Here is an 18447-nt window from a genome sequence, read left to right on the forward strand (position 1 = left end):
AGTCGCAAATCAGCTATGGATACATGCCCTCAGCGGGTTAGGTATGAACGCGAAGATGTGTGCCTTGCGACATGGTCGCGATGCCGGCAGGAGCTCGATACAAATGTCCGACGACGAGATCATCCTTTCCGAACTTTCCGATGACGAGTTGGTGCAGCAGATGCACGACGATCTCTATGACGGGCTGAAGGAAGAGATCGAGGAAGGCACCAACATCCTGCTCGAGCGCGGCTGGGTGCCCTATAAAGTGCTGACGGAAGCGCTGGTCGAAGGCATGCGCATCGTCGGCGAGGATTTTCGCGACGGCATCCTGTTCGTTCCCGAAGTGCTGCTTTCGGCCAACGCGATGAAGGCCGGCATGTTCATCCTGCGCCCGCTGCTCGCCGCCACCGGCGCGCCCAAGCAGGGCAAGATGGTCATCGGCACCGTCAAGGGCGACATCCACGACATCGGCAAGAACCTCGTTGGCATGATGATGGAGGGCGCCGGCTTCGACGTCATCGACCTCGGCATCAACAATGCGGTCGAGAAATATCTCGATGCGATCGAACAGCACCAGCCCGACATCATCGGCATGTCGGCACTGCTGACCACGACCATGCCCTATATGAAGGTCGTCATCGACACGATGAAGGAAAAGGGCATTCGCGACGACTATGTCGTGCTGGTCGGCGGCGCGCCGCTGAACGAGGAATTCGGCAAGGCCGTCGGCGCCGATGCCTATTGCCGTGACGCGGCGGTGGCGGGCGAGACCGCCAAGGACTACATGAAGCGCAAGCACAATGTGCGCGCTTCGGCCTGATTGGCCACTTCGGCGTGGACAACAGGAAAAGCCGCGCCTTGCAGCGCGGCTTTTTTGTTCCCAAATGACGGAGAAGGCCGCGCGCGGATCAGGGTTTGGTGACGGTGTCCTCGACCGCCTTGGCGGTCGATTTGACATCCCTGCCGACGCCGCGGACGGTGTTCGCGCAAGCCGCGAGGGCCAAGGCGCAGGCCAGGATGGCAATCGGCGTGATGCGTAGCAGTTTCATGGACGGTGTCTCCCTCAACAGATAAATTAGCGCCACAACAACGAAGGCCGCTCGACTGGTTCCATGGCCAAGACGCAAAAAACGAAACCGAATCAAGACGACAGGCTGCTCGTCATCGCCTGCGGGATGATTGCGCGTGAAGTTCTGGCCGTCAAGGAACAGCTCGGACTGGATCACCTCGACCTGACCTGCCTGCCGGCGGAATTCCATTTCTATCCCGACCGCATCGCTCCGGCCATGGACAAGGCAATCGAAAAGGCCAAAGCGGAAGGTTATACCAACATCTTCGTCGGTTATGCCGATTGCGGCACCGGCGGCCGGCTCGATCGTATCTGCGAAAAGCATGGCGTCGAGCGCATGGCCGGCCCGCACTGCTTTGCCTTCTACCAAGGCATGGATACCTACGCAAAGATCGCCGACGACGACATGATGTCGTTCTACATGACCGACTTCCTCTGCCGGCAGTTCGACGCTTTCTTCATGAAGCCGCTCGGCCTCGACAAGCACCCGGAGCTGATCAAGGACTATTTCGGCAACTATGAGAAGCTGATCTATCTGGCCCAGACCAATGACCCGGAACTCGACAAGGTGGCCGAAAAGGCTGCCAAAATGCTCGGTCTCGTCTACGAACGCCGCGCCACGGGCTATGGCGACCTGACGGCGGGCTTGGCGCATGCAGCTGCACGCGCCTGAAGCAATTCTTGACCCGCGATGGCTCAAGCCTGGATGACAGGCCGCTGTGAATAGGTAAGTTGTGCGTCACAAGCAAACAGGCTGCCAGCCATTCGAACATGGAAACGCACCGATGACCCCTCGCCTCTTGATAGCTGCACTCGGCCTCCTCTGTTTAGCCCTGCCCGCTCATGCCGACGGCGAGATACAGAAACTCATCACCCCAGCCGACAAGACGCGGCTCGACAATTATGGCGAGACCCGCAAGACAGCCCTTGCCGAGGCGAAGGCAGGTAACCCGGCCGAGGTCAAGCAACTCGATGCCCTGCTGGCAAAGCCGTTGGTGGCCTTTTCCGACAAGGACCTGATCGGCAACTGGCAGTGCCGCACCATCAAGGCCGGCGGACCTTTGCCGCTCGTCATCTATGGCTGGTTCAAGTGCAAGGTGACCGACGACGGTTCCGGCTGGCGGCTGGAAAAGATCAGCGGCTCGCAGCGCACCAAGGGCCGTTTCTTCGACGATGGCGAGAAACGCGCGATTTATCTCGGCTCCTTCTATGTCAACGATGATCCGGCAAAGCCCTATGGCAGCGGCCCGCAAACCGACCAGGTCGGCTACGCCTTCCGCAACAGCGCCAAGGAATGGCGCATCGAATTCCCGGCGCCCTACTATGAATCGAAGCTCGATATCATCGAATTCAAACGCTGACCGTGTATCGAAGAGCTGATCACCGCTGATCACCAAGGATTAACCCGGACACCCTAGCATCCCGTCCATTGTCGAGAACGGGTTGCTTGGAGGGGGCAGGATCCATGGCAGCAGCAAGATCCAGTGCAAGTCCGATCGTGGTCGTCACCGGAGGTGGCCAGCATGTCTGGGCTATGATCAATGCAATCGCCGATCGCGTTGGTCCTGTCAGCGTCATCCTCGAAACCCCTGAATCCAAAAAGCAATTGCTGCGTGGCCGGGCTCGCCGCCAGGGCTGGATCTCCGCCATGGGCCAGCTTGGCACGATGGTGCTGAGCAGGTTGGGCAAGCGGTTCCTGGCCAGCCATAGCGCACGATTGATTGCCGAGGAGAAGCTGGAGGTTGAGCCGCGACTAGGCCAGGAGATCATCCAAGTAGCCTCGGCCAATGGGCTTGAGTGCCTGCAGGCGATCCAGAAGATCCGGCCAGGCGTTGTGCTGCTCAACGGTTGCCGACTAATCTCGGCTGAGATGCTGAGCCAAATGCCCTGCCCGGTGCTCAACTACCATGCGGGCATCACGCCGAAATATCGCGGCATGAATGGCGGCTATTGGGCTCTAGTATCAGGCGATGCGCAGAATTTCGGCACGACTGTCCACCTCGTCGACGCTGGCGTCGACACTGGTGGCGTGCTGAAGCAGGCGCGCGGCGGATCGAAAAAAGGCGACACCATCTCAAGTCACGCGCTACGCCAGACGGCGTTCTCGCGCGACATCTGCGTGGAGGCCATCAGCGATGCTCTGGCTGGAAAACTCACGACGATCGATCCCGGCCTGCCTTCGAAACTGTGGTATCATCCGACGATCTGGTTCTACCTCTGGACTGGCCTGAGAACCGGCATCTGGTAGCGCGTTTTTCGTCCGAGACGACATGCCGCGCGCCGGCCTTTCGGGCGCATCGAGCCTGCTGCCAGCGGACGCCGCAAACGAATAAACGCACCTTTCATTTTACGACATCGAAATGCGTCGCTTTTGAATGCGCGCGCGTCGTCCCATAACAAGCGGCCCCACTGCGCTTGCGGCAATGCTCCGATATCGAGGAGTGAGAATTCATGGCCGATCTGATCGTCGTCTACTGGCGCGACATCCCTGCCCAGATCATCGTCAAGAAGGGCAGGCAGAACGCCAAGCGTGAACTGCCGCTGCGCTTCACCGAGGCGATCGACATGTGCGCCATGCGCACCGGCGCCGGCGGCACCGACGACTATCTGGCCGAATGGCGCAAGGCCGATCCCATTCCGGTCGGCGACGACCTCGAAGCCGAAGTCGAGAAGGCGTTCAACGACATCGACACGAAATATGACCGCGAGCGGCTGGTCGCTCTGGTCAAGGCGGGCGGCAAAGAAAATGTCTGAAACCGTTCCTGCCAAGGAGGGCCAAAGGGTTGTCCAGCCTGTTACCCAGGCCACTTTGGTCAAGAAGGCAGCGCCGAAATCCGACTACAAGCCGGCCGACGTATCGCCGCAGCGGCGCGTGCAGCGTTCCTTCGCGGTCCGGCTGTGGTCGGTCAGGCATTCGCGGTTGCTCGAATGGTTCTACGCCAAATTCGCCGACATGTTCCTGCTCCTCCATCCCTTATGGAAGGGCATCGGCTACGGCCGCGTCGAAGGACCGATCAAATTCGTCGAAAAACGCGTCAAGGGCTTCATGTTCGACTGTCGCATGTGCGGCCAGTGCATCTTGTCGTCGACCGGCATGTCGTGCCCCATGAACTGCCCCAAGCAATTGCGCAACGGCCCTTGCGGCGGCGTCCGCGCCAACGGCAATTGCGAGGTCGAGCCCGATATGCCCTGCGTATGGGTCAAGGCCTGGGAAGGCTCGCAGAACATGGTGCATAGCGACAGGATCCTGACCGTGCAGAAGCCGGTCGATCAGTCGCTGCGCGAAACCTCGGCCTGGCTGCGGGTGACCGCGCAGGCGGCCACCGCGCGCGAAGCCGCCGCTGCCGCCAAGAATGGCGCGGCAAACACCGGGGCGTCGGCATGATCGGACGTCAGCGCGATGAGAACCCGGCCGGCATCGATCTGCCGCTCGAACCCCTGCCCGGCCACACCTCGCGCGGCCGGCTGGAACGCGTGCTTCGGCGCGGCGAGTTCGCGGTGACGACCGAGCTCAACCCACCCGATAGTGCCGATCCCGAGGACGTCTACAACCGGGCGAAGATTTTCGACGGCTGGGTCGACGCCATCAACGCCGTCGACGCTTCGGGCGCCAATTGCCACATGTCTTCGGTCGGCATCTGCGCGCTTTTAACCCGCATGGGCTATGCGCCGATCATGCAGATCGCCTGCCGCGACAAGAACCGCATCGCCATCCAGGGCGACGTGCTGGGTGGTGCCGCGATGGGCGTCGCCAACATGCTGTGCCTGACCGGCGACGGCGTGCAGGCCGGCGATCAGCCCGGCGCCAAGCCGGTGTTCGACCTCGACTGCATGTCGCTCCTGGAAACCTGCCGCATCATGCGCGACCATGGCAAGTTCCTGTCCGGCCGCAAGCTGACGACGCCGCCGCAGCTTTTCCTCGGAGCTGCGATCAATCCGTTCGCTCCGCCGATCGACTTCCGTCCGCATCGGCTGGGCAAGAAGATCGCCTCCGGCGCGCAATTCGTACAGAGCCAGTATTGCTTCGACGTGCCGATGTTCCGCACCTACATGCAGAAGGTGCGCGACCTCGGCTACACCGAAAAATGCTTCATCCTGGTTGGCGTCGGCCCGCTCGCCTCGGCCAAGACGGCCAAGTGGATCCGCTCCAACGTGCCGGGCATTCATATTCCCGATTCTGTCATCAAGCGGCTGGAAGGCGCCCAGGACCAGAAAAAGGAAGGCAAGCAGCTCTGCATCGACATCATCAACGAGGTGAAGGAAATATCCGGCGTTTCCGGCGTCCATGTGATGGCCTACCGGCAGGAGGAATATGTCGCCGAGATCGTCGATGAATCGGGCGTGCTGAAGGGCCGCCAGCCATGGAAACGTGAGATCCGCCGCGATGATCAGCTTGTCGCCGACCGGCTCGACAGCATCTTGCACGACGACATTACCGAAACGCAGGTGGACATGGTGAAGACCGCGCACTGACGGCGCGGACGGCCACCCATTCGCTTGAACGAAATCAGACAACGATATAAAGAAATCTTTATATCACGGCGGAGAGAATTCATGACCCGTACCATCGTCGCTTCGGCGACACGAGAAATCATCATCGGCTTCGACCAGCCGTTCTGCGTGATCGGTGAACGCATCAACCCGACCGGCCGCAAGAAGCTGGCCACCGAGATGATCGCGGGCAATTTCGAGACCGTCATCAGGGACGCGCTCGAGCAGGCAGCCTGTGGCGCCACCATGCTCGACGTCAACGCCGGCGTCACCTCGGTCAATCCGAACGAGACCGAACCCGGCCTTTTGGTGCAGACGCTGGAGATCGTGCAAGGGCTGGTCGACCTGCCGCTGTCGATCGACTCTTCGGTCACCGCCGCGATCGAAGCCGCTCTCAAGGTCGCCAAGGGCCGGCCGCTGGTCAACTCCGTCACTGGCGAGGAAGAAAAGCTCGAAGCCATCCTGCCGCTGGTCAAGAAGTACAACGTGCCTGTCGTCGCCATCTCCAACGACGAGACCGGCATTTCCATGGATCCGGACGTGCGCTTCGCCGTCGCCAAGAAGATCGTGCAGCGCTGCGCCGATTTCGGCATTCCGGCGCATGACGTCGTCGTCGATCCGCTGGTGATGCCGATCGGCGCGCTGGGCGACGCCGGCCGCCAGGTGTTCGCGCTGCTGCGCCGCCTGCGCGAAGAGCTCAAGGTCAACACCACATGCGGCCTGTCCAACATCTCGTTTGGCCTGCCGCATCGCCACGGCATCAACGCCGCCTTCATCCCGATGGTGATCGGCGCCGGCATGACCTCTGCCATCATGAACCCGGTGCGTCCGCAGGAAATGGAAGCCGTGCGCGGCGCCAATGTGCTGAACGGCACCGACGAGAACTGCACCAACTGGATCCGCACCTACAAGGACTACAAGCCGGCCGAAGGCGGCCAGGCCGTTGCCGCCCCGACGCAGGTCAATGCGCCGGGCGACGGCGCCGGCAATGGCGGTCGCCGCCGTGGCGGCCGTGAAGCCCGGATGGGCCGAGGATAAGCGCGCAATCGTGAATTCACCTGCAAACATCACCGATCCGCTCGTGCTGTTCATGCCGTCGGGCAAGCGCGGGCGTTTTCCAGTCGGAACGCCCGTGCTAGACGCCGCGCGCCAGCTCGGCGTCTATGTCGAAAGCGTCTGCGGCGGACGCGCCACCTGTGGACGCTGCCAGATCGAAGTGCAGGAAGGCAATTTCGCCAAGCACAAGATCACCTCCTCCAACGACCACATCACGCCCAAGGGCGCCAAGGAAGAGCGATACGAGCGCGTCCGCGGCCTGCCCGAGCGGCGCCGCCTCTCCTGCTCGGCGCAGATCCTCGGCGACCTCGTCATCGACGTGCCGCAGGATACGGTCATCAACGCGCAGACCATCCGGAAGGATGCCGACACCAGGGTGATCGCCCGCGATGCAGCGATCCGCATGTGCTATGTCGAGATCGAAGAACCCGACATGCACAAGCCGCTTGGCGATCTCGACCGCCTGAAGATCGCGCTGATGCACGATTGGGGTTTGAAAAGCCTCGATTTCGATTTTTATCTGCTGCCGCAGGTGCAAGGCATCCTGCGCAAGGGCAACTGGACCGCGACCGCCGCCATCTACAAGGATGCCGACTCAGAGACCGCGCGCGTCGTGGCGCTGTGGCCCGGCCTCAAGAACGAAGCCTATGGGCTGGCCTGCGACATCGGCTCGACCACCATTGCCATGCATCTGGTGTCGCTGCTGTCGGGCCGCGTCGCCGCCTCGTCGGGCACCTCGAACCCGCAGATCCGCTTCGGCGAGGATCTGATGAGCCGCGTCTCCTATGTGATGATGAATCCTGACGGCCGTGAAGGCATGACGGTTGCCGTGCGTGAGGCAGTCTCCGGGCTGGTCGACAAGGTCTGCGCCGAAGGCAATGTCCAGCGCAACGACATCCTGGACAGCGTCTTCGTCGGCAATCCGATCATGCACCATCTGTTCCTCGGCATCGATCCGACCGAGCTTGGCGGCGCGCCCTTTGCGCTGGCCGTGTCGGGCGCTGTGCATATCAAGGCATCCGACATCGGCCTGAAGCTTAACCAGGGCGCCAGGCTCTACATGCTGCCTTGTATCGCCGGCCATGTCGGTGCGGACGCAGCGGCGGTGACGCTGTCGGAAGGCCCGCATCGCCAGGATGAGATGATGCTGATCGTCGATGTCGGCACCAATGCCGAGATCGTACTCGGCAATCGCCAGCGGGTGGTTGCGGCCTCCTCGCCCACCGGCCCTGCCTTCGAGGGCGCCGAAATCTCCGGCGGCCAGCGGGCGGCGCCCGGCGCCATCGAGCGCGTGCGCATCGATCCCGATACGCTTGAACCAAAATACCGCGTCATCGGCTCTGAGCTGTGGTCCGACGAGCCGGGCTTCCTGGAGAGCGTGCAGGCGACCGGCGTCACCGGCATCTGCGGTTCCGGCATCATCGAAGTGGTTGCGGAGATGTATCTCGCCGGTATCATTTCCGAGGACGGCGTCATCGACGGCGGACTTTCGGCCCGCTCGCCGCGTGTCACCGCCAATGGCCGCACCTTCTCCTATGTGCTGAAGGAGGGCTCCGCCGCATTGACGGAAGATGGGCCGAAGATCACCATCACCCAGACCGACGTGCGCGCCATCCAGCTTGCCAAGGCAGCGCTTTATGCCGGCACCAAGCTGTTGATGGAAAAGCAGAACACCGAGCATGTCGACCGCATCCATTTCGCCGGTGCCTTCGGCTCCTTCATCGATCCGAAATACGCCATGGTGCTAGGCCTGATCCCGGATTGCGACCTCGACAAGGTCTCGGCCGTCGGCAACGCCGCCGGCGCCGGCGCGCGCATGGCCCTGCTCAACCGCGGCTATCGCCGCGAGATCGAGGACACGGTCAGCAAGATCGAGAAGATCGAGACGGCGCTGGAACCGAAATTCCAGGAGCATTTCGTCTACGCCATGGCGCTGCCCAACAAGGTCGATCCGTTCCCTAAACTGTCGGCCGCGGTGAAACTGCCGCCGCGCAAGACGGTCAGCGAGGATGGCGCTGCCGGCGACGCCGCTCCGCGACGGCGTTCGCGCGAAGGCCATGCCGCCAGGCGTGGACGGGAATAAGCAGCCGCGCCCCCGGCCGCCTCCTTTCCAAACTCATTTGCGTGCAAATGTTTCCGGATCGCTTGATCCGGAAACCAAAGCGCTGTTTTCGTGAAATTCGCCAGATACATGGCAGGCGCATTCAACCGGCATCGAACGGCAGGCAGGGAAATATCTTTCAGCCGCCGCACGCTCCAAGGGAGAGAACGATGTCGATGCTCGAAAGCCTCGGCCGCTATGGCGCGGCCATCAAGAATGCTCACGACCGCAGCAAGGCGCGGCGCCTGCTGAACAGCCTGCCGCCTGAAATCCAGAAGGACATCGGCTGGCCGGTGCCGCCGAGATCCAGCGAAAAGACTGCACTCATCAACACGATCTGGAGCGCCGCTCGCTGATGACCTTCGCCGACAAATGCAAATTGCTCGGCATGCGCCGGGGATCTCGCGTGTCCCCGGCGACCACCAGAAACCGGCTGCGTGCCGCACTTCTGCCGCGCCGCTGACCACTGGGGCGCGGATCACACCGCCGTGTAGACGCGGGCGTAAATCTTGACATTTTCAGCCACGGCACGATCTTTCGATTTAGGGGGTTCTCTTAGTCGGCTTTGGCCGAAGTTCGTGTATTCGCATGCCAAGTTTGAAAAGCCATGTCGTGTCCTTCGTCCTGCGGCACAGCCGCAAGCAGGCATTTGCCAGTCCGGAAAATCTGCAGCGCTGGATCGCGGCCGCGCGCAAGACCGAGAACCACCGGCCGCCCGCCTCGCTGCACCAGCGTCTCGACATCGAGATGCACACGGTCAATGGCTTCCCCGTCTACGAAATCCCACCCAAGTCCGGCGAACAGAAGCGGATTCTCTACTTGCACGGTGGCGCCTATGTCTTTGAAATCACGCCCTATCATTGGCACCTGATCGCCGAGATGGCGGATCGGCTGGGCTACGGCGTCACTGTCCCGATCTATCCCATCGCCCCCGAACACGATTTCCACGCCATGTTCGGAATGGTTGGCGAGGTCTATCGGCAAATGCTCGCGGAGACGGAGGCCGAAGACATCGTCTTCATGGGGGATTCCGCCGGCGGCAATATGGCTGTGGTCCTGACCATGATGGCCGCCGAAGAAGGACTGCCCCTGCCGTCGCGGCATGTGCTCATTTCGCCGGGTCTCGACGTGTCGCTCACCAATCCCGCAGTGTTCGAGGCGGAACGCAACGACCCTTGGCTGGGCATAGCTGGGGGACGAGAGGCAATTCGTCTGTACAGTGCCGGCATCGATCCCAGCGACTGGCATATCAGCCCGGTCTACGGCGATCTGTCGGTGCTGCCGAAAACGCTGCTGTTGACCGGCTCGCGCGATCTTCTGACCCCCGACAATCTGATCTTCGCAGAGAAGGCGCGCGCCGCCGGCGTTGAAATCGATCTTGTCTATGAGGAAGGCATGTTCCACGTCTGGCCGCTGATCGACATGCCGGAAGCCCGACGCGCCCGCGAGCGCATCGTCGCGTTTCTGGGAGAGAGCCGGATCGTGCAAGACACGAGAATAAGGCCTGAAGAGCGCCCCGCCGAAGCGGCGGAGTAGCTCTATAGTATCGTCCTTACCAGCCGCTCAGAACTTGCCGGTTTCCCGGAAGACTTCGAAGGTCGCGCGGATGTGGTCGGCGACCGCCTTGACCGGGGCACTGGCATCCGGCGCCACCACCATCGCCAGATTGTAGGTGCCGATATCGGGCATGCCGTCCTTCGGGCAGAGCTCGACCATGTCGTTGCCGAGGAACGACTTCGGCAGCGGCGCTACGGCGAGATCGGACATGATCGCGGCGCGCTGGCCGGCCGTGTGCGCGCTCATATAGGCGATGCGGTAGTTGCGGCCCTCGCGGCCAAGCGCGTCGAGCGCTCCGGCGCGCCAGGCGCAGCCCTCTTCCCAAAGCGACACCGGCAAGGGCTCGCGCAGATGCGCTGAGCCGCCCTTGGCACCGGCCCAGACGATCGGCTCGGTCAGCAGCACCTCGGCGCCGAGCGCGCTGGTCTTGTAGGAATTGGTCAACAGCGTGATGTCCAGCGCCCGGTCGTCCATGCGCCGGCGCAGATTGCTGCTCTGGTCGATGGTGACGTCGACGGCGATCGACGGATGCGACTGCGCGAAACGCTTCAGCACATGCGGCAGCACGCGCTCACCGTAATCGTCCGGCGAACCAAGCCGCACCACACCGACAATCTCGGGAATGATGAATTTCGACACCACCTCGCGGTTGATCGACAGCAGCCGGCGGGCATAGCCGAGCAGCATCTCGCCGTCCGTGGTCAGCGACACTGAGCGGGCGTCGCGCGCGAACACCGAGCGGCCGAGAATGTCCTCCAGCTTCTTGATCTGCATGGAGACGGCCGACGGTGTGCGGAAGACGGCATTGGCCGCAGTGGTGAAGCTGCCGGTCTCGGCAATCGCCACGAAAGTGCGCAAAACATCGAGATCGAGCAGTGGCAGCGGATGATTGAGCGGGGCGTTCATTGGAGCCGACCTTCAATTTTTCTGATACAAAGCATCATTCCATTTCGTTTGATTGAACATCAGATTGAGAGGATAGTCAACTCCATCGAAGCAGGTTGCTGCCACAAGCAGCCATGAAACGACCACGACACAGACCTGCATTCGACACGAAATGAAGTTGAAACAAACCCGACTTAACCAGCTCGCTGTCTGGCACCCGCCAGCCACCAAGGGAGAATGAAATGTCTATCCTGTCGTCCCTCGGCCGCATCGCGACCGAATTCAGCGCGGCCCGCGCCCGCTACCAGACCGAACGCGCCATCCGCTCCCTCCCGATCGAACTGCAGAAAGATATCGGCTGGCCTGAAGCTTCCGACACCAAGACCGGTACTCGCAATGGCATCGGATCCTGGGCTGGAGCAAAGTAGATCGTGTGTACCATGTGCTGAAGGCCTGCCGCGCAGCCCGCCCGGCAGGCCTTCTTTGTTTCATTTGTATTCAAATGAGTTTTTGGAGCCATGCCGCCGGCGCATGACGCATATGAGAAAGCCGCATAGCAGCTCCTGCTTCCAATTAATGCCTTGTAAATAATCGTAAATTTTGGGCACCGTGCCCAAATCTGTCGCAATCGATGTCGCATTTCATATCAAGCGCTTCGCTTTTGCGATTTAGTTTCTGCTTACACAAGCCTATATCAACGCCAGCAAACGAGCTGCCCCACTCCATCAAGCGAAGGCGACCCGTCTGAGCAACCGAATGGAGATGATTATGAAGCTTTTTGCACGCCTCTTTGCCCGCCGCGAAATGAACCTGACCACCGCTCTCGAGCGTCAGCGTCTTGCCAACACCATGCCCGGCCAGACCGGCGCGATGAATGCGGCGCGCCTCGGCTTCGTTGCCTGAAGATTTTTAGGGGCAGCGCATCCCTGCCGCTGCTTTAAACCTGTAACGCCGCCCGGCTCCGGCCAAGGCGGCGTTTTTGTTCTGCGCGCATACCGTACGTTGCTCGTCCCTTGAACAGTTCGTGCCACTTCCAGGGCTCGCTGCACGCCGATTGCCCATTTGCGACCCATGTCGCAAATTTAATCTCGTCGTAGCGGCGTAGCCGATTGACAGACATGGTTTTTCCTGATGTCGCTATGCTATTCGCGACATCCTGTTCGCGTCATGGCTGTGTGAGGTTCCCTTGAACGCCGTAAAGCATCCGATCAAGCGATCGTTTGTATTCTTCCTTATTCCCGATTTCACCATGATCGCTTTTGCGACCGCGCTCGACCCCCTGCGCTCGGCCAATCGCATGCTCGGCTACGAGGCCTATCGCTGGCGCCTCGCCAGCATCGACGGCAAGCCGGTGCGCGCCTCGAACGGGGTCGAATGCGCGGTCAACACCTCGCTCGAGGACGAGCGCAAGAAGATGGCAGGCCCCGACCGGCCGAACATGGCCATCGTCTGCAGCGGCATCAATGTCGAGCGTTATCAGAACAAGTCCGCCTTCGCCTGGCTGCGCGAGGAATACAATCGCGGCGTCGCCGTCGGCGGCCTGTGCACCGGCGCGCATATCCTCGCCGCCGCCGGCCTGTTGTCCAACAAGCGCTGCGCCATCCACTGGGAGAACCTGCCGGGCTTTTCCGAGGCGTTCCCGAAGGCCAATGTCTTTGCCGACCTCTTCGAGATCGACCAGAACATCTACACCTGCGCCGGCGGCACCGCCGCACTCGACATGATGCTGAAGCTGATCGGCGACGACTTTGACGAAAACCTCGTCAACCGCGTCTGCGAGCAGGTGCTGACCGACCGTGTGCGCAGCCCCACCGACCGCCAGCGCCTGCCACTACGCGCCCGCCTCGGCGTCCAGAACTCGAAAGTGCTGACCATCATCGAACTGATGGAGGGCAATCTGTCGGAGCCGCTGTCACTGATCGAGATCGCCGACCATGTCGACCTGTCGCGCCGCCAGATCGAGCGGCTGTTCCGCACCGAGATGGGCCGCTCCCCCGCCCGCTATTATCTCGAAATCCGGCTCGACCGCGCCAGGCATCTCTTGATCCAGTCGTCGATGCCGGTGGTCGAGGTGGCGGTCGCCTGCGGCTTCGTCTCGGCCTCGCATTTCTCCAAATGCTACCGAGAACTCTACGCCCGCTCGCCGCAGCAGGAGCGCGTCGACCGCAAGCAGCTGCTGGCGGCCTGATCCGATACCCCTTAGATTGTCATGACATTGTCTGGCAAAATGTGATATCCTTCTGCCGAAAGGTGTCACATGACCACGAGAACGACTCGATCCGAAAAACTGGACTTGCGTCTTACCGTCGAAGCAAAGCGGACGCTCGCGACCGCAGCCGCCGTTGAACGCCGTTCGCTGAGTGATTTTGTCCTTGAAAGTGCACTTGGGCGCGCCGAGGAAACACTGGCGGACCGACACAGCTTCTCCCTCGACGCAGAAAAATGGGCTGCGTTCATGGCGGCGCTGGATGCCCCCACGCGAGATCTTCCGCGCCTGAAGCGCCTGCTGAGTGAACCGAGCATCTTTTCCGGCCGCGATCCGGCGTGAGCCGGTTTCGTATCGAGAAACTGGCTCGCACGCATCTGGTGGATGTGTTCGATTGCGGCGAGCTGCCGCTCAATAGGTTTCTCGCCAGGTACGCACTTCAAAACCAGCAAGCAAATGCTTCGCAAACCTATATTGGTCTCTCCGGCGAAGATGTGGTCGGCTTCTATACGCTCGTGGTTGGTGAAGTCGCCTATGATGGTGCGCCCGAGCGATTGACGAAAGGCCTTGCGCGCCATCCGGTTCCGATAATGCTGCTGGCGCGTCTCGCGGTCAGCCTGAACTGGCAGGGCAAAGGCGTTGGCGGCGGAATGCTGCGCGATGCCATCCTGCGCAGCCTGCAGGCGGCTGACATTGCAGGCATTCGCGCGGTGACCGTACATGCCAAGGATCACAACGCCCGCGCCTTTTACGAGCGTTATGGTTTCATTCAATCCCCAACCGACCCGCTACACCTCTATGTGCTTGTAAAGGATTTACGGAACCTTTGAGGCACACGTAACCGGTCTGCGCTCCGCCGCCTGAACCTCAGTAGTCGTCGCAGGTGCATTCCGCCGAGGAGATACGGTCGTTCCAGTCAGTGCCACCCAAATTGCGGATCCTGCGCGTGATCTCGATCGAGCGGCCGCCCATCCGAGAATCCTCATAGGCCACGAGCGTGCAGCCGCGGCGAACGATCACCGACGACACACGGTCATTCCAGAACTGGCCGCCACGAAAATTTACGGAGTCCTCGGCACCCATGCCGATGGACCGCCCGCGAAAATTCCCGTTCTCGAACATGATACAGGCAGCCTGATTGTACTGGGCGCTGGCGACGTCGGCATAAAGCATCGACGCGACTGCGGTCAGGATGGCAAGACGTCTCATCGGCGTTTCCTCGGTTTGGCCGCGCTCCTGGCTGGATCATGCGGCCTTGCCAGTTTGCCACTGCTTCGGTCGCGGAGGCAAGTCTGAGCGTAAGCCCGAGCAGGTAGGCAGCGGGGCAAGAATGGGGTCGGTTTGGGCCAAAGATCACGCTCGACGGGAAGAGCTTTAGCGGCTGTCAAACATCCAGCTGCGGTTGCGCCACATTTTCTCGCCGACCAGGCAGTCGGTGGCGGGCTTGTCCTGCGCCAATACCACCGGCGGATGCGTGGCTTCTTCCGCCGCCCATTGCGGCGAGGCCGGGCCGGCGAGTTCCAGCACCAGCTTGCGACGGATGGCTTCGGGAAACTGCGTCCAGTCATTGACCGGAATCATGAAGGCTCCGGGTCCGCCGATGACGCAGTCGCTGTAGTAGCTATCGAGATTGCTGACGTCGTAGGCGCCGGAAAAACCGCCTCGCGTCATCAGCGGCAGGCCATTGATGACGATGCCTTGCTTGATCAGATCGTCGCGGGTCAGGTTGACCGGCGCACCCTGGTTGTTGGGGCCATCGCCCGAAATGTCGATGACCCGCTTCGTGCCCTGGTAGCCGCTTTCGGCGAACAGGTCGTTGCCGAACTCCAGCGCGCCGGAGATCGAAGTGCGCCGCGCGCTGCCCGGCGGCTGCGCCGACAATTGCGCAACCACGCGTTCCGCGTCGGTGCGGCTGGCGATTACTGTCCACGGCACGATGACGCGCTGCCAGGTGGTGCCAGCCCATTCGACATAGGTGACGGCGATCTTGCCATGGGCGCCATCGGCAATGGCCTGCAGCACATTGTCGTGCGTCAAGGCGGCTGCATAGCCGTGACGCTGGATCTCGAGCTCCTCCGGCGACATCGACAGCGACACATCGACGGCCAGCACCAGCTCGACATCGACCGGTTCGTCCGCAAGGGCCGCCGGCGCCAGCCAGAACGTCAGCGCGAACGCGGCGCAGCCTGAAAGGAAATGTCTTGCGCAGGCAAAAGCAGACATGCCGCGAAGGTAAGCGAAAACCGTCGACTTAAAAAGAGAAAAGCCCGGCCGATGGCCAGGCTTTTGCCTTCATGCCCTTTGCGCCGGCCAACAATCAGCTGCGCGGCTTTAAATTCTCCGGGTCGTAGAGCGGCTTGTAGCCGACCGCAGCCACTTCGACGGGATATGTCTCACCGAAATACTCGATCGTGAGCTTGCGGCCTTCCTGGGCGTACGCCCACGGCAGATAGGCAAGACCGATATTCTTGCCGATGGTCGGGCCGTAGGCCATCGAGGTGGTAAAGGACCGCCGGCCGAGATCGTCGACCAACGTCTCGCCAGTCTTCGGATCCATCACTGGCATGGTGCCGACGGGATAGCGGGCAACGCCTTTGGAATCGACATTCTCGGTCATCACCAGCGTGCACAGCATGGCCGGTTGGTGCTCGCGGGCGCGGTATTCGACGTGCTTCGCCTTGCCGCAGAAATCGTTCTCCTTGACCTTTGGACGGGCGAGATCGGCTTCGAGCAGATTGTACTCGGTCAGAAGGTCGGCGTTCTGCAGACGCAGGCTCTTCTCCATGCGGCGGGTGTTGGCATAGGTCTCGACACCGAAAGGCATCACGCCAGTCGAGCGCAGCGCGTCCCACACAGCGAGACCGTCCTCATAGCGCATATGCAGTTCCCAGCCCTGCTCGCCGACATAAGAGATGCGGAAAGCAGTGACGTCCTTGCCGACGATCCTGACCGGCTTGATCGCCGCGAACGGGAAATTCTCGAGCGAAAGCCCATCCGGATTTTCGACCACCTTCTGCAAGGTCGCCCGGGCGTTCGGCCCCCAGATGCCGATGGTCACATACTTCTCGGTCACGTCGGTGATGGTGACGTCGAAACCTTTGTCCTGTGCCGTGCGGCGCATGTACTGGAAGTCACGCGGGCCAGCGTCCGCGCCGTCGATCAAACGACAGCGGTCGGCCATGCGGATGACGGTAAAGTCGGCGCGCACCATGCCTTCCTCGTCGAGGAAGTGGGTGTAGATGCCCTTGCCGATGTTGTTGTCGCCGCCGATCTTGGCCGCGCACAGCCATTCCAGCAGCGCGACATGGTCGGGACCTTCGATGTCATACATGGCGAAATGCGACAGGTTGACGATGCCGCAATCCTCACTCATGGCCAGGTGTTCGGCATTGGAGACGCGCCAGAAATGGCGGTTGTCCCACTCGTTTGCACGCACCGGCACGCGTTTGCCGTATTTTTCCAAGAGATGCTGGTTGGCGGCATAGCCGTGGGCGCGCTCCCAGCCGCCCAGTTCCATGAAATAGCCGCCAAGTTCCTTCTCGCGCTCCCAGAACGGCGAGCGCCTGATGTTGCGGGCCTTGGAGAACGGTTCGCGCGGATGCACCGCCGGATTGTAGACCTTCATCGCCGTCTCGGTGCAGCGGTCCCAGATGAACTGCTCCTTGGTCTGGTGCGGATAGAAGCGCGCATAGTCGATAGCGTGATGGTCGATTTCCGTGCGGCCGTCGGTCATCCAGTCGGCGATGAGCTTGCCCATGCCGGGACCATCCTTGACCCAGATGGCGACGGCATACCATAGGCCCCGCACCTTCTGGCTTTCGCCCATGGACGGGCCGCCATCGGCCGTCACCTGGAGAAGCCCGTTGAAGGAATGGCTCTCGTTGTAGCCGAGTTCGCCGAGGATCGGCGTCAGTTCCATGGCGCGTTCGAGCGGCGCCAGGATCTGCTCCATGTCGAGATCGCGCTGCGACGGTGAAAGCCGCGCCTGGTCCTTCTCCAGGAGGTCGCGCGGATGGCAAAGGCGCGGATTGGTCTCTTCGTAATAGCCCCATTCGATCTGCCCGCCCTCGGCTGTCTTGGGATCACCGGTGTCGCGCATATAGGCCGAATTGCCCTGGTCGCGCAGCAGCGGCCAGCCGATCTCCTTGCCGGTGCCGGCGAACTCGTTGTAGGGACCGAAGAAGGTCAGCGGATGGTCGATCGGCATGACCGGCAGGTCTTCACCGACCATCTCCGCGATCAGCCGGCCCCATATACCGGCGCAGACGACGACATAGTCGGCCTCAATGGTGCCGCGGTCCGTCACCACGCCTGATATGCGGCCGTCCTTGACGACGAGCGACTTGGCCGATGTGTTGGCGAAGGATTTGAGCTTGCCCGAGGCTTCCGCCTGGTCGACCAGCTTGCCGGCGACCGTCTGCGAGCGCGGGATGACCAGACCGGCATCGGGATCCCACAGGCCGCCCTGGACAATCGCTTCTTCGATGAGCGGAAATTTTTCCTTGATCTCGGCTGGCTCGATCAGCCGGGCGCGCGTGCCAAACGCCTTGGCCGAGGCGATCTTGCGCTTGATCTCTTCCATGCGGCTGTCGTCGCCGACGCGCGCGACTTCGAGGCCGCCGATACGCGCGTAGTGGCCCATCTTCTCATAGAAATCGATGGAATAGAGCGTCGTCCAGCAGGACAGGAAATCGTGGCTGGTCGTGTAGCAGAAGTCGGAGGCGTGCGCCGTCGAGCCGATATCGGTCGGGATGCCTGATTTGTCGATGCCGACAATATCGTCCCAGCCGCGTTCGATCAGGTGATGGGCGATCGATGCCCCGACAATACCGCCCAGGCCGACGATGACGACCTTCGCCTTTTTCGGAAACTCTGCCATTGCCCGCGACTCCAAAGTGATAAAGCGGGCGGACTATAGGGCGGAGCGGCAGGACGATTGAAGCCTGTTTGCGACATTGGCAAAAAGCCGAGCGACCAGACGGCAGAATGCTTCCTGTCGGGCGCCTTGGACGGTTCGCTTTTCGGGGTGGACGCTAACTCAAGCAAACGCCCAGACGTCCTCGGCCTGGAAGCCGACCTGATAACCCGATGTCTTGAGCT

Annotated in this window: 21 protein-coding genes; 16 read left to right on the forward strand and 5 right to left on the reverse strand. The window is 61.6% G+C overall.

What is annotated here, in order from left to right; genetic code table 11:
* Window positions 1–103: 103 nt before the first annotated feature.
* Window positions 104–802, forward strand: coding sequence for a B12-binding domain-containing protein (locus EN943_RS03625; protein ID WP_127411543.1), 699 nt, complete (start codon window positions 104–106; stop codon window positions 800–802).
* Window positions 803–890: 88 nt separating this feature from the next.
* Here EN943_RS03625 and EN943_RS38955 read toward each other — a convergent pair whose 3' ends face one another.
* Window positions 891–1109, reverse strand: coding sequence for a hypothetical protein (locus EN943_RS38955; RefSeq protein WP_318011966.1), 219 nt, complete (start codon window positions 1107–1109; stop codon window positions 891–893).
* Here EN943_RS38955 and EN943_RS03635 point away from each other — a divergent pair.
* The 10 genes from EN943_RS03635 to EN943_RS03680 all read left to right on the forward strand — a co-directional run bounded on the left by EN943_RS03635 (window position 1095) and on the right by EN943_RS03680 (window position 10235).
* Window positions 1095–1724: a DUF1638 domain-containing protein gene (locus tag EN943_RS03635; protein ID WP_127411544.1), complete on the forward strand. Its 630-nt coding sequence runs from the start codon at window positions 1095–1097 to the stop codon at window positions 1722–1724. The genes EN943_RS38955 and EN943_RS03635 overlap by 15 nt on opposite strands.
* Before the next feature lie 112 nt (window positions 1725–1836).
* Window positions 1837–2412, forward strand: a complete 576-nt coding sequence (locus EN943_RS03640) for a DUF4893 domain-containing protein (RefSeq protein ID WP_127411545.1) — start codon at window positions 1837–1839, stop codon at window positions 2410–2412.
* A gap of 104 nt (window positions 2413–2516) precedes the next feature.
* Window positions 2517–3299: a formyl transferase gene (locus EN943_RS03645; RefSeq protein ID WP_127411546.1), complete on the forward strand. Its 783-nt coding sequence runs from the start codon at window positions 2517–2519 to the stop codon at window positions 3297–3299.
* 203 nt (window positions 3300–3502) lie between these two features.
* On the forward strand, window positions 3503–3805 hold the full coding sequence (locus EN943_RS03650; protein WP_027034742.1) for a virulence factor: 303 nt from the start codon (window positions 3503–3505) through the stop codon (window positions 3803–3805).
* On the forward strand, window positions 3798–4436 hold the full coding sequence (locus tag EN943_RS03655; RefSeq protein WP_127411547.1) for a methylenetetrahydrofolate reductase C-terminal domain-containing protein: 639 nt from the start codon (window positions 3798–3800) through the stop codon (window positions 4434–4436). Before EN943_RS03650 ends, EN943_RS03655 begins: the two co-directional genes overlap by 8 nt.
* The gene (locus EN943_RS03660) at window positions 4433–5524 is read left to right on the forward strand and encodes a methylenetetrahydrofolate reductase (RefSeq protein ID WP_127411548.1); all 1092 of its coding nucleotides are present in this window, start codon (window positions 4433–4435) and stop codon (window positions 5522–5524) included. Before EN943_RS03655 ends, EN943_RS03660 begins: the two co-directional genes overlap by 4 nt.
* Window positions 5525–5605: 81 nt before the next feature.
* Window positions 5606–6580, forward strand: a complete 975-nt coding sequence (locus EN943_RS03665; RefSeq protein ID WP_127411549.1) for a methyltetrahydrofolate cobalamin methyltransferase — start codon at window positions 5606–5608, stop codon at window positions 6578–6580.
* The gene (locus EN943_RS03670) at window positions 6531–8681 is read left to right on the forward strand and encodes an ASKHA domain-containing protein (protein WP_127411550.1); all 2151 of its coding nucleotides are present in this window, start codon (window positions 6531–6533) and stop codon (window positions 8679–8681) included. Before EN943_RS03665 ends, EN943_RS03670 begins: the two co-directional genes overlap by 50 nt.
* Window positions 8682–8869: 188 nt before the next feature.
* Window positions 8870–9055, forward strand: coding sequence for a hypothetical protein (locus tag EN943_RS03675; RefSeq protein ID WP_127411551.1), 186 nt, complete (start codon window positions 8870–8872; stop codon window positions 9053–9055).
* Window positions 9056–9287: 232 nt separating this feature from the next.
* Window positions 9288–10235 (forward strand): alpha/beta hydrolase, encoded by a 948-nt coding sequence (locus tag EN943_RS03680; protein ID WP_127411552.1) that lies wholly within the window; start codon window positions 9288–9290, stop codon window positions 10233–10235.
* A gap of 27 nt (window positions 10236–10262) precedes the next feature.
* On the opposite strand, the gene EN943_RS03685 is transcribed toward EN943_RS03680, so the two are convergent.
* On the reverse strand, window positions 10263–11162 hold the full coding sequence (locus EN943_RS03685; RefSeq protein WP_127411553.1) for a LysR substrate-binding domain-containing protein: 900 nt from the start codon (window positions 11160–11162) through the stop codon (window positions 10263–10265).
* Between the two features lie 221 nt (window positions 11163–11383).
* Between EN943_RS03685 and EN943_RS03690 the strand changes: the two genes are divergently transcribed.
* From EN943_RS03690 to EN943_RS03715, 5 genes are all read left to right on the forward strand, one after another.
* Window positions 11384–11569: a hypothetical protein gene (locus tag EN943_RS03690; RefSeq protein ID WP_013531162.1), complete on the forward strand. Its 186-nt coding sequence runs from the start codon at window positions 11384–11386 to the stop codon at window positions 11567–11569.
* A gap of 340 nt (window positions 11570–11909) precedes the next feature.
* Entirely contained in the window at window positions 11910–12044 is a 135-nt protein-coding gene (locus EN943_RS38775; protein WP_013531161.1) for a hypothetical protein, read from the forward strand.
* 346 nt (window positions 12045–12390) lie between these two features.
* Entirely contained in the window at window positions 12391–13329 is a 939-nt protein-coding gene (locus EN943_RS03705) for a GlxA family transcriptional regulator (protein WP_348625597.1), read from the forward strand.
* Between the two features lie 69 nt (window positions 13330–13398).
* Entirely contained in the window at window positions 13399–13689 is a 291-nt protein-coding gene (locus EN943_RS03710; protein WP_027034749.1) for a DUF1778 domain-containing protein, read from the forward strand.
* Window positions 13686–14177 carry a GNAT family N-acetyltransferase gene (locus EN943_RS03715; RefSeq protein WP_127317913.1) on the forward strand — a complete coding sequence of 164 codons (492 nt, stop codon included), beginning with the start codon at window positions 13686–13688 and terminating at the stop codon, window positions 14175–14177. The genes EN943_RS03710 and EN943_RS03715 overlap by 4 nt, the downstream gene beginning before the upstream one ends.
* A 37-nt stretch (window positions 14178–14214) precedes the next feature.
* On the opposite strand, the gene EN943_RS03720 is transcribed toward EN943_RS03715, so the two are convergent.
* The 3 genes from EN943_RS03720 to EN943_RS03730 form a co-directional block, all read right to left on the reverse strand.
* A complete protein-coding gene (locus tag EN943_RS03720) occupies window positions 14215–14556 on the reverse strand; it encodes a peptidase inhibitor family I36 protein (RefSeq protein ID WP_127411555.1) in 342 nt (113 codons plus the stop codon).
* 165 nt (window positions 14557–14721) lie between these two features.
* Complete coding sequence (locus EN943_RS03725; protein WP_127411556.1) at window positions 14722–15570, reverse strand: DUF1194 domain-containing protein; 849 nt, start codon at window positions 15568–15570, stop codon at window positions 14722–14724.
* 94 nt (window positions 15571–15664) lie between these two features.
* A complete protein-coding gene (locus EN943_RS03730; RefSeq protein WP_127411557.1) occupies window positions 15665–18226 on the reverse strand; it encodes an FAD-dependent oxidoreductase in 2562 nt (853 codons plus the stop codon).
* Window positions 18227–18447 lie beyond the last annotated feature (221 nt).

The organism is Mesorhizobium sp. M7A.F.Ca.US.006.01.1.1, assembly GCF_003997935.1.
In the GTDB taxonomy this organism is placed as follows: Bacteria; Pseudomonadota; Alphaproteobacteria; order Rhizobiales; family Rhizobiaceae; genus Mesorhizobium.